Source organism: Lactobacillus sp. XV31L, from assembly GCF_059900865.1.
In genome coordinates this window covers 46350-58311 of record NZ_JBWXGC010000007.1, presented here as the reverse complement: position 1 = coordinate 58311, position 11962 = coordinate 46350, and the positions used below count along the sequence as shown (strand labels likewise).

The 11962-nt window shown below is 43.8% G+C and carries 11 protein-coding genes and 1 pseudogene; 8 read left to right on the top strand and 4 right to left on the bottom strand.

Annotated features, from left to right (window positions below; genetic code table 11):
- Positions 1–3: 3 nt before the first annotated feature.
- Entirely contained in the window at positions 4–936 is a 933-nt protein-coding gene (locus AC2JF7_RS06000) for an alpha/beta hydrolase (protein ID WP_500727844.1), read from the bottom strand.
- Positions 937–1006: 70 nt separating this feature from the next.
- Here AC2JF7_RS06000 and AC2JF7_RS05995 point away from each other — a divergent pair, with 70 nt between their 5' ends.
- Positions 1007–1792: a ribonuclease H family protein gene (locus tag AC2JF7_RS05995; RefSeq protein ID WP_500727784.1), complete on the top strand. Its 786-nt coding sequence runs from the start codon at positions 1007–1009 to the stop codon at positions 1790–1792.
- Here AC2JF7_RS05995 and AC2JF7_RS05990 read toward each other — a convergent pair whose 3' ends face one another.
- A complete protein-coding gene (locus tag AC2JF7_RS05990) occupies positions 1793–2761 on the bottom strand; it encodes a DUF1002 domain-containing protein (RefSeq protein ID WP_500727783.1) in 969 nt (322 codons plus the stop codon).
- Positions 2762–2901: 140 nt separating this feature from the next.
- On the opposite strand from AC2JF7_RS05990, the gene AC2JF7_RS05985 reads away from it, so the two are divergent.
- The 7 genes from AC2JF7_RS05985 (at position 2902) to AC2JF7_RS05955 (ending at position 8886) form a co-directional block, all read left to right on the top strand.
- A complete protein-coding gene (locus tag AC2JF7_RS05985) occupies positions 2902–3759 on the top strand; it encodes a glycosyltransferase family A protein (protein WP_500727782.1) in 858 nt (285 codons plus the stop codon).
- Positions 3743–4399, top strand: a complete 657-nt coding sequence (locus AC2JF7_RS05980) for an alpha/beta fold hydrolase (protein ID WP_500727781.1) — start codon at positions 3743–3745, stop codon at positions 4397–4399. The genes AC2JF7_RS05985 and AC2JF7_RS05980 overlap by 17 nt, the downstream gene beginning before the upstream one ends.
- A 161-nt stretch (positions 4400–4560) precedes the next feature.
- Positions 4561–5541: a ribose-phosphate diphosphokinase gene (locus AC2JF7_RS05975; RefSeq protein WP_500727780.1), complete on the top strand. Its 981-nt coding sequence runs from the start codon at positions 4561–4563 to the stop codon at positions 5539–5541.
- 136 nt (positions 5542–5677) lie between these two features.
- The gene (locus tag AC2JF7_RS05970; protein ID WP_500727779.1) at positions 5678–6361 is read left to right on the top strand and encodes a TetR/AcrR family transcriptional regulator; all 684 of its coding nucleotides are present in this window, start codon (positions 5678–5680) and stop codon (positions 6359–6361) included.
- Positions 6362–6372: 11 nt separating this feature from the next.
- Positions 6373–7200, top strand: a complete 828-nt coding sequence (locus AC2JF7_RS05965) for a hypothetical protein (RefSeq protein WP_500727778.1) — start codon at positions 6373–6375, stop codon at positions 7198–7200.
- Between the two features lie 40 nt (positions 7201–7240).
- Positions 7241–7720, top strand: coding sequence for a nucleoside 2-deoxyribosyltransferase (locus AC2JF7_RS05960; protein WP_500727843.1), 480 nt, complete (start codon positions 7241–7243; stop codon positions 7718–7720).
- A 140-nt stretch (positions 7721–7860) separates the two neighbouring features.
- A complete protein-coding gene (locus AC2JF7_RS05955) occupies positions 7861–8886 on the top strand; it encodes a helveticin J family class III bacteriocin (protein WP_500727777.1) in 1026 nt (341 codons plus the stop codon).
- A 75-nt stretch (positions 8887–8961) separates the two neighbouring features.
- Here the strand turns inward: AC2JF7_RS05955 and AC2JF7_RS05950 are convergent.
- Both AC2JF7_RS05950 and AC2JF7_RS05945 read right to left on the bottom strand, forming a co-directional pair.
- Positions 8962–9887, bottom strand: a pseudogene (locus tag AC2JF7_RS05950) (LysR family transcriptional regulator).
- Positions 9888–10006: 119 nt separating this feature from the next.
- Positions 10007–11887, bottom strand: a complete 1881-nt coding sequence (locus AC2JF7_RS05945) for a flavocytochrome c (RefSeq protein WP_500727842.1) — start codon at positions 11885–11887, stop codon at positions 10007–10009.
- Positions 11888–11962: the final 75 nt, after the last annotated feature.

The window sequence follows — 11962 nt, the reverse complement described above, 5'->3', positions numbered from 1 at the left end:
AAGTTACTTTTTAAGCCTAATAAATTTATCAATAATGTCAATCACGAATGGATTGTCATGCATCCAGCTGTGTTCAGCGTACTTGCGGCCGCGGATCTCGACTTCGTGGTAGGATTTGGCATTGGGTGCTAGAATATAGCGAATGCTTTTAGCAGAAATAACAGAAATGAACTTGTCACTGTTGGTGTTGTCCAAGACATTGCCATAAATATTCAAAACGGAAATATTGGGATTGAACCGTTTGCGGTGAAAGAGCAAGTACAGGTAGTGCAAGTTGATCACGTTAGGTCGGCCCTTGTAGTTAAAACCATTAACGTTGGGGATGTCTCCCATATAGGTAACGCCATCAAAGGGTCCGGCAATAAAGACGCACCTGGTCAGGCGGGGAAAGTTCTTCTTGTGCGCAGTGCGCATTTCTGTTCGTACAATACAGGGGCATGCTAGCGAGTGGGCGACTGCTGTGTAACGCTTAAAATGGTATCGCTGGCTTAAAAAAGGCAAGACTAAGCGCAGATAGTAGTCAATTGCATACACTCCTACCAAACGCTGGCGAAAAATGACTTGCACGACTGGCTTTTGGTCGCCAGTCCAAGTGCCTTCGAGCTTAAAGTTGCCCAGCAAGTCCACGGTAACCTTGAGAAAGCGGTCAGTGTCCTTGTCTTGGAGTGCTTGTCCCACCATTGCATTAGTCGTGTAGTCGCCGCCGCGAAAGCCGTGGAAGTAGATTATCGGTACTTGCTCGAAGTTTCCCTTTTTGGCTTCAACAGTGGCTGTATCTTCGATTTTTTTCTTATGAAGGTGCAAAAAAATCCGCGCTGGTGCAACCGTAGCAAGAGCAGCCAGAAAAAGCATGTTGAACCGGCTGGGTTCTTTTGCTAAATTGTGTTTGCGGTTCTTTTCCGCTTCTTCTTTATATTTTTTGGTATTGAAAAACATCATGCCACCTTGAAATCAAAACTACATCTATTTTAACATTGACAAAGACATTTTAGTGATGGAGGCTCATATGAAATTTTATGCAGTAAAAAAAGGCCGTCAACCTGGCGTTTATCGCACGTGGGAAGCAGCCAAAGAACAAGTCGATGGCTTTCCTGGTGCCGAGTACAAGTCTTTTGCCCAGGTGACGGATGCCACAGACTACCTTAACTGGGACCAAAAGCAAAATAGTCAAGTCTTGCAAAAAGACGAGGATTCCTTGAGCCAAGCGATTGCTAAGATCAAGCAGACAAGCCGGTCAATCAAGCAGGCACCCAGGGGCAAGGAATTGAAGTCTGGTTCAAAGTCTGCAGAACCGGCCGCAGACTACTTTGCTACCATCTATACCGATGGCGGTACCCGTAATACAGGCAACTACAAGGGTGGACACGTGCGTGCAACTGACAAGGCTGCTTGGGCGTACCTGATTGAGTGGCAAGAAGATGGCCACAGGCAATCTGCTCATGATGCAAATGGTGAATTAGGTGCCACCAACAATAAGATGGAACTAACGGCCTTGATTGAAGCACTCAAAAAGCTGCTCGACCTGGGCTTTAACCACCGTCCCTTGTTATTTGTGCTCGACTCTCAGTATGTCTTGAACCCTATTACCAAGGGCTGGCTCAAGGGTTGGAAAAAGCGGGGCTGGCAAAAAAGCACCCCAGGTGAAATTGCTAACCTGGAGTGCTGGCAAGAATTAGACCAACTGCTCGGCCAATTCTCAAACCCAAGTTTTGAATGGACCAAGGGTCATGCTAATAACCGCGGCAATGAATTTGTTGACCATACTTTGAATAAGTTTATGGACCAGATGTGATTAACTGATTCGGATAATAGCGACCCCACCAAAGAGCTGGCTGAAGAAGTCAGTGATGCTGTGCCAAACCTGTTCAAACCAATTGCGATTTTCCGGCGTGTTAATCTTGTTGAAAATGCCCTTGGCATTCTTCTTAATATTTTTAGATAAAGCCGCAGCTTGATCTTTGAAGCGGTCGTTTTTCAAAGCGCCAGAATCGCGGATTTCAATCATCACGTTGATAATTTGCTGCTTTTGGTTGTTGTTGATGACATCGTCGAGGTGGTTAATGTTAATTTGATTATTAACAATATCATGAATTTGGCTGTCGGAAACGTTGTTGCCGATCTTGCCCATCTCTTGTTTGGCCCCGGCCACAGCGTTGTTTAGTTGGGCGTCGCTATAGCCGTCCTTGTTCTTGTTTTCCTTGGTAATCTTGCTGAGCGTGCCCATCTCATTCTGGGCAGCATTAACCTGCTTTTGGTCCAAGTTGGTGCCTGTTTTGCTATATGCAGCATAGACGCCGGCTAATGCACCAGAACCGTCAATTGGAACTGCACTGGTCACGTAAATGTTGGCATCAGCAATTCCGGCGGTCAAGGCCGCGTTCTTATATTGATTGGCAGTAATTGTAGTGATATTGTCGCGGCCCTGGTAGTCTAAAATTTGGACGTTGATGCCACTGCTTGCTGCCGTTTTTTGAATCATTGCGCTGGACCAGACACCAGAGGCGGTGGTAAAGTTGGCGCCAGAGGGGTTGAGGTACTTAACCAAGTCGTCACCATTAATGGTGATAGTCTGGTAGCCAGCCCCATTTAAGGGAGCACTTAGCGTCTTGAGCGTACCTTCTTTTTGCGTTGGGGTCAGTGACGTGCCCAAGCAGACAATGGGAAGATCATCGGCGTGAGTGATCTGCACGGAGGCACTCATTCCCATCAGACTTGATAATAAGGCGATAATAGTAACTAAAACCAAATTTGTTTTTTTCATAAATGATTAACTCCTTTTTTGATGAATCTATTATACTAAAAGCCATTTATAAAAGCTTAAATTAATGGTTATGGTCGCCCAGTTTACAATATTTTTAAGAATTAAGATGGTATAATGAAAGACAATAAAGGAGGGGTGCCATGATTCAGCAACCTGAATTGACTGTTATCATGCCAATCTATAACGTTGAAAAGTACTTGGTGCGTGCATTAGAGCACCTGGCTAAGCAAGATAATCCTAATTTCAAGTTATTGATTGTCAATGATGGCTCAACGGATAACACAAAAAAGATAGCAGAAAGCTATCGTAGTCATTTCCGCTACTTTAAAATTATTAACAAGTCGAATGGGGGCTTGTCTGATGCGCGTAACGTTGGCATCGACAATGTCGATACGCCTTACTTTACCTTTCATGATGGCGATGATTGGGTTGATCCTGGATACACGAACTTCTTCGTGCAGGCCTTCCATAAACACCCAGATGCTTCCATGGTATCTTGTGGCTTTTGGCTAGATTATGAAAATAAGGAAGGTTCAGCTCCGGCCACCAAAAAGACAGTGCGCGGGATGAAGGGCAAGCTGAGAAGTTATCAGCTTATCAGCAACCCGTTTGGTTCCTTATTTGACAACCACATTTTAGCTACGCCCGTTAAGGGCTACACCTGGAATAAGGGTTATAAAACCACTATTGTTCGGCACAAGCACCTGCACTTTATGGAAAATCTGGCTTTTATGGAAGACCAGATTTTTAATGTACAGTATTTGACAGCCACGGCAGGCCTTTATTGTGACAGTCAGCCTCTGTACCATTATTGGCAGCGCAAGGATAGCATGGTTCACAATTTCAATTTTAAGATGATCCCGGATAACTTCAAGGCTAACTATATTGTCCTTAAGGTTATCGTGCAGGATTTATGGCAGGAACACAAAAAGGAGCGTTCATCTGAGCAGAAGTTGGTGAAGCTACTGAGAGGAACCAGGAATGAAAGAAAAAGTTAATGGAAATGAACTGTATTATAGTAAGTTAGGCAAGGGGGCGCCCCTGCTACTCCTGCATGGGCACCATCTAGATGGGGGGATGTTTGACAAGATCCTCTCACCTCTGACCCTCTACTATACAGTTTACGTGCTTGATATGCGTGGTCACGGCCTAAGCGATGGGGAAAGCGCCCAACACTACCAGACAGAAGTTGAAGACCTAGCGGCCTTTATCAGACAGGTTGACATTAAGGGCTGCTACTGCTTTGGCTTTGATGCTGGTGGATTAGTTGCTATGATGCTGGCGAGCCAGGACCAGCATATATTTAAAAAGTTGATGGTGGCCGGTGTCTTTGTCAATGGCAATGGAATTAGACCATACCACTACTTAACCGAAGGCTTCTTGCGCTTTTTGCAGATGAACCGCGACTCGCAGGTAGAGTTAACTGAAAGCTACATGTCCGTTGACAGCCTGAAGGCAATAGAAGTACCCACTTATTGCGTTGTTGGCGAAAAAGACTGGGTGAAGGTGGAACATGTGCGGTGGTACAGCCAAATCATTCCCCATGGCCAATTATTAGTAATGCCAAGGCAAAAGCATGATAGTTATGCTGTTAACAGTTTTAAGCTGCTAAATTTAATGGAAGAATTTTTTAAGTGAGGCTTGGATTAAGCTGCTTTAAAATTTTAAATTGAAGATTATGATCGTACACGGAGAAATATCCGTGTTTTTTTCGTTGTTTTTGCCCTTTTCTACGCATTAGGGCAATTTTTTGTTTATAATGAACAGGAAAGAATAGTATTTTTGATAAAGAGGTAGCTATGAACAAGGAAGAGATTCTGCAGTTATTGCACCCAATGAAATTGATTGGGTTGAGCGGGAATCCCGCGTTGAATGAAAAGATCGCTAATATTTTGAAAAAGCCGTTGATTGAGACTGCGGTTCAGCACTTCAGCGATGGTGAAATTCAGGTCAATATTGGAGAAAGCGTTAGGGGATGCGATGTTTTCGTTATCCAATCAATCCAAGATCCAGTGAATGAAAACTTCATGGAGCTAGAAATTGTGCTGGATGCACTGCACCGCGCTTCGGCCCATAGGATTAATGTCGTTGTTCCCTACTTGGCATATTCACGCTCTGATACTAAGACGCGCTCGCGTGAGCCAATTACTGCTAAGCTAGTAGCCAACCTGCTGCAAATTACTGGGATGGACCATCTGATTGTGCTTGACCTGCATGCGGCCCAAATCCAGGGCTTCTACAATGTGCCGGTCGACCACCTGCATGCAATGCCACTCTTGGCAAAATATTTCCTGGATAATGGGATTGCAACCAAGGAAGATGACAATGTTGTCGTTGTTTCACCAGACCATTCTGGTGCTAAGCTAGCCCGCGACTTTGGCCAGTATTTCAACGCTCCAATTGCAATCGTTGACCAGCGTCGGGCACGCTATGATGCTGATGTCCACGACATGATTGGCGACGTGAAGGATAAGATCTGCATCATTGTTGACGACTTAATTGATACGGGATCACGGATCTCCTCTTCAACCAAGTCGGTCTTAGCAGCAGGTGCCAAGAAGGTTTATGTTGCCTCAACACATGCACTCTTATCTCAAAACGCAACTGAAGTTCTCAATGAGTTGCCAATTGAACAAATTGTAGTCACTGATACAATCAAGCATAGCCATTATCCAGACAGAATGGTGCGGATTTCAGTTGATCTGCTTTTGGCCCGTGGAATTAATTACGTATATGATGACCGGTCTATGCACTTGTTGAGTGAAAGCAACTTAATATAAAGTTAAAGGGCCTCAGTTTCAGTTCTAAGCAAGATACAGCATACCCGCATGGGGCATTTAAGCAACTTATTATTTATTTGTTATGTATTATTGGTATAATAAATAAACAGAAAGTATAGAAAATGGAGAAACTTCTATGGCACGACGGAAAAACTACAAAAGAAGAAGAATCATTTTAAGCAACACTTTTCGCCTAATCCGGGAAAATGGAATAGACAATGTTTCTTTTCAAATGATTGCTGAAAAATCTGGTATTTCAAAATCTCTTCTTCAGTCATATTATCCACATAAGGCTAAGTTAATTGACGATGTGGTCCGCAATATTCTCAATACGCTGGATCGACAAGTTAAGAAGTTTAATGATTCCAATGATGAAAATGTGTGCGCACGTGCCAAGGCTTTTATCTACACAATTGCAATGTTGGGGATTTATGACCGCGGCCTTAAGCGCATTATTAATGAAGTCTTCAGCAGCAATGAAACTCTTGATAACTGGGGTACGATGCTCAATGATTGGGTAAAAGAAAACGAGATCTTTGACCCTGAAACCTTTAACCCTAAAGAAGTACGGTATGGGATTGCCTTTGTAGTTACTGGTGTCGGTCGTTTATACTATGACAGCAAGGACTTTGACCTATCTGCAGAACAACTGGCTGATTATGCTACTAGTTCTTTGATGTTTAGCTTCTTGCACTGTACTCCTAAACAAGTAGAAGAAGCGCTCAAAATAGGACACAATATTATTGCGTCTGCTGATATTGAGTCAATTCATCACGCAATTGATACGATGTTTGATGAAGGCAATGACATCGTCTGTTAGAAAGGATGCATATGGCAAATGGCGTACGGGGCAACTCACACACGGTGAGTCAAGAACAGAATAGTCAATACAAGGAAGTACTAGCCTTTATTATTTTTCTGCTTGTGACCCTAACCATAAGTACTGTGACCTTTCTTAATCCTTTTTTTATGAAGGGACAGATTAGGAGCAGCAACAATGAAGCTGTTGTTGTCAGGCAAGTCAATAAGCACTTTAACGCGCTTGCTGAAACAATTGGTGCTAGTCAAAACGGCACTCCGAACCTGTTGACAACTAAGCAAACGCAGCCGATTGCTGACCATATCATTGATTACACACTGTTTCCGTGGGTTAAGTTTAGCAGCATGAACTTGGCCAAGCAGATACTGCACGATATTGACTTGAATATTGATCAGGGTTCTTCAAGCGATGCACAACTAGTGCAGGCCAAGCTGAAAGAACAGGGTGGCAATGCACCTTATGAGGTGATTGATACCTTCAGCCTGAAAACCATCACTATTGGGGGCAATATTGCTTTTGTCCTTTTACTAGTGAATATTGCAGTCCTGGTCATGGCGGTCATTTGCTTGCGGTCACTGCTTAGTGATATGAAGGCAGTCCTATCTAGCAAGAAAATGCTGCATGAGGTCACAGCAGCAGGTATGTGGGCTGGCTCCTGGGTGATGCTGATTGCTGGGGTACTGGCCGTGCTTCCAATTGTTTTCAATGTTGAAGGCGTTGCCGTCTTTGGCTACTTGCTGGAGATTGGCAGTGGCATCTTTTTGGATTTTGTCATTGCAGGTGTCATCCTCTATGTTTTATGTGCAATTCCATGGGAAATCAGTTCGCCCGACAACTAGGTTAAAGGGTTGATATTTAAAAATACTAAGGGAGTCAATGATGAAAATTTATTTTGCCAATGCGTTATTTTCACAAGCAGAGATTAATTATAATGCCCAGTTAGCAGATCAAATCCGGCAGCTAGATGCTTCCATTGACTTGTATTTGCCCCAGGAAAATGCTGCAATTAATGATAAGGCAGCTTATGCTGATTCCAAGATGATTGCCCAAGCCGATACGGCTAAGTTGCTTGCAAGTGACTTAATAGTGGCAATTCTTGATGGCAACAGTATAGATAATGGAGTTGCAAGCGAAATTGGCGTGGCTTATGCCAAGCATATTCCAATCGTGGGTTTATATACGGATACGCGCCAACAAGGCAGTGATAATCAAGAAAAGCTGCAAGCCTTAGGGCAAGTTGCTGAAAATCAGTTCCACTACTTAAACTTGTATACTACCGGTTTAATCAAGCTGAATGGCACTATTGTCAACAATGAGGCTGATTTATTAACAGCTGTTGCTGCTTATTTAAAAAAGTAAAAGTCGCTATAACTACACCGCAAAAGTCATTTGCTTTTGTGGTTTTTTATTATTCTCAATTGAGAAGCAGGTAAGAAAAAAACAGGGAAATGTCTTTTTGGCGTAATTAGGTGCTGATATTAGAGAGGGGATGACCAAAAGTGGTCGTCAAGAAAAAGATACCACGAGCAGGCAATATCCAAGCTAGTCTGATTAGTGACTTAGACGATTGGCAGGGAGCAACAGGACCAGTAGACAAGGACTTGCGCCAGGTGGTTGTCCAAAAGTGCTACATAGCAGGTCGTTATACTTATGCCTTGCAGCATGTAGCAGGAGACACTTTCGTCTACCGCGGAAAAAGTGGCTCCAATGCGGCTTTCAATAAAGTGCTACCGGTCTTGCACCTGACTGATTCTGCTGCTGGTCATACCCAGACTTTTGAATATGCTGGTCGTTTGGACCACTGGTTTATCGGGATCAAGCCCAATAATCTGAATGATGACTGGTCCACATGGTCTAAGCAGATTGCCCGAATAAGAGTTCCACAATACCGTAAAGTTGCCTGCAATACCAAAATGCGCCCGCGTCTGTCTGGTCTTAATCATGCTGGTGCTGAATACGGTATTGGATGTGCAAAGGACCAATTTGCCCGCGTTGAAGCTGCAGTTTCACCAGATTGCAAGTACTTTCTTTTGGCTTATGGGGACAGTGACTGCAACGGTTATTTTGCCCTCTATTACTTGCATGATATTAATGCTGCACTAGACAATGCACCTGCACCAACTAGGCATGTGGACATCAATTCAGTCAAGTGTCTGGGAGCCTTTGTCCTTCCTCGCTTATCAGGAAAGGGTGGTACGGTAGGCTCACTTCAAGGCTTTGCTATTGGCAAGAGCATTGCTGCAGGAGGGGAAGACCGGCTTGACTTGTATATTTCTAGCCAATTTGCTACGGATACAGCAGGCATTGACCGCAAAATCATCAAGATTCCTTGGGGAGAAACTGATCCCAGCCAATGGGAGCTGGTTGACTTGTCTGGTGCAGCCCTTGATTTTCCGGGCTATTATACCGAATTGGAAGGAATCCAGCTGCTTGCTCCTAATGACCTTTATTTGACGGTTGCTTATCATGATGCAAAGAGCAGAAAAACATACATGAATAAGGTTTATGAGGTGAGCTGGCATTAGTCAGCAAAGAATACAACCAGCACTAAAAGGCTAGAACTTCTAAGCTCTAGCCTTTTATGTTATTAAAAAATAGTTTTAGTGAATCTGTGGCTGCAGATTTTTATTTTTAAAGATTGCGAGTAAATTTTTCAAGGCTGGAGTCATTTTGGGGCCATGCTTGGTGGCAATGAAAAAGACCAAGTTAATCAGATTACTATCTAAAGGCAAAAGATTAATTGGGGTCTGAGCAATACGCTTGATGATGCTGGCTGACGAAATTGTGATGCCAAGGCCATGAATTGCTAAGTTGGTAGCCGTAATAACGCTTTTAGATTCCATTACAATATTTGGTTCAAGGCGCAAGCGCTGAAACATGCCATTAATCTGGTGCCTGATTGCAGATCCGGATGTACTCAGAACTAGTGGCTCTTGCAAGAGGTCCTTGAGTTTAATTTCATTAGCTTGAAGGATAAATCTGCCTTTGCAATAATAAGGCGAAGAAGGCGAAATTACCACATAATAACGTTCACCCCATTGATGACAACATCAAGATTGGCATTGATTGCTTCGGGCGTTTGGCCAATATAACAATCAATTTCCCCATTTAGTAGTCGTTTCTCACTTTCGCGGGGGAAGTCTTCAACTAGTTGAATGCTAACCTTTGGATTAGCATCTAAAAATTGTGGCAGAATCTCTGGCAAAAGGTAGGTTCCTAGACTTTCTAAAATGCCAATTCGGATGATCTCCTGGTCGGGATTAGTATAAGAAGCAAGTCGCCGGGTTAACTGTTGCTTGTCGTATGAAATGCTTTCAAGGTAGTGATAATAAATCAGGCCAGCTGGGGTTAAGGTATATGGCTGTTTGCTGCGTTCAATTATTTTAACGCCCAGGGACGCTTCAATGCGGCCAATTAGCTGGGTCAAGTATGGCTGTGAGATGTATAGCTCTTTGGCGGCTTTAGTAAAGCTGCTTTGTTTTAAAAGCATGTCTAACAAGTGCTGTAGTTCTTCTGGGTTGTTCATATAGCGCTCCATTGGAAAATCAACTGTTATGAATAATAAATCAATTCTATTTTACTGCTTTCAAAAGTAAAATAATGGTAATTCTGCTAATGCGAATTACCATTTTTGGTTAAACTGCTTTAATTCTTTGAAGCTCCACTGATCGTGTCTGTTGACTGCATTTCTGCACAGGCAGTGTTGGCAGCAATACGCCCGAAAGTAAAGATGTCAGCCAAAGAGTTGCCACCTAGTCGGTTGCCAGCATGCAGACCCCCAGCATTTTCACCGGCAGAGTACAAACCGCCAATAACTCTACCATCCTTGTTCAAAACATGTGCCTTGGTGTCAATTACAAGTCCGCCCATTGTGTGGTGGATGGCTGGCTTGCGGGGAGTGGCATAAAACGGTGCCACTTCACACTTAAGACCGAAGACATTCTTGTGGAATTCGGGATCGTTCTTTTGGTCGACAGCTTGATTGTAGTTTTTGATGGTTTGGACCAAAGTATCTGGATCCATGCCTATTTTTGAGGCCAGTTCTTCCAGAGTATCTGCCTTAAACAAGGTACCAGCCTTGACTTGTGCATCAAGTGATTCCTGGGTAGTGTTATATGCTGTTTCTTTGATCTTGTCATCTGCAATCAAATAGAACAAACCGCCATTATCAATTGCAGCCTTGGCTAAAGTGTCACGCTCAGCAAATTCATTGACAAAGCGTTTGCCCTTTTGGTTGACCATAATGAAGTTGGCCGGTGGTGTTTGGATCCCAGTGAACAATTCGCCAGTCTTGGGGTCAGACACAGGCATCAATTGAATAAAGCCCATGCCAAATAGATCTGCCTTGGCTTCAAGTCCCAAGTTAATGCCATCGCCGGTAATTGCAGGTGAGTTGGTGGTGGCAATGTCGTCATCAATACTTGCCCAGTAAGTATTATATTTTTGGACCATCTTGGTATTGGCGCCAAAGCCACCAGCAGTCAAAATAACCGCTTGGGCATTAACAGTCAACGTGCTGCCATCTACGCGTTTGGCAACGACACCACAAACCTTACCATTTTGAATAAGCAAGTGTTCAGCACGCGTTTGCAGATAAGGTTCAACACCATGCTTTTTTACCCAGTCGCCTAAAATATGAATATAGGCGTAGCCCATTGGCTCGACCGGTTTGTGGCCTCGGCGCCAAAGTCCTCCAACCGGTTCGGTCACTTCGCTGTTATCAAATTTAACACCCAAATCACTCAGCCAGTTGACGGAGTTGAGGGCGTTAGTTACTAATTCGCGCACTAACTCATACTTGCCGTGAATTTCATTGCCTTTAAGGTCAGTCCGTTTGCCGCCTAAGTAAGTTTGAATTTCATGCAGGAGCGTGGAATCAAATAAGTAGGAGGCCCCACTAGCAACGTACTCCTTGATTTGTGCCTGCAACTCTTGAAAGTCTTCTTGATACTCGGAATCGATCTGGTCAAGTGGGATAGCAGCAAGCTCTTCCAGAGTTTCTTTTTCACCTGATAAAGCGTCAAACTTGTTCTGCCATTCTGGTTGGGCAGCATTTAGGGGACCACCTGCACGACTGGTATTGCCGCCGATTTGGGGGAACTTTTCTAGAATAGCTACTTGCTTGCCTTCTTGAATGGATCGAACTGCCGCTGCTAAACCAGCACCACCAGCACCAACAATAGCTACATCTACTGTGATTTCCTTATCTTCCTGTGTGGCAAGAGCGGGCTTGCTTCTGTTTTGCCATTCTGCAGCGTCACCCCCAGCCATAGTAATGGCCTCAGCGACACCTTGGACCAAGCCATGGCTAGAAATTGTAGCGCCACTAACAGCATCAACGTTAAGCGTTTGATTTTCAACAATTTCTTGCGGAAGGCGGTTGAAGACTTCATCGGCAACACCCTTGGTTTCACCGGATGAGTCTACTTTAATACTTGCAATCTTGTCAGCAGCGATTTCAATCGTCATTGGCATCGCCTCAGAACCATGTCCCATTGCCTTAACTTTGTATTTGCCATTTTTCATTGTCATATCAACAAACCTCTCTTGCATTACTTACTTTAATTTGAGTTCATAATAACGTTTACAAGTGCCCTACAG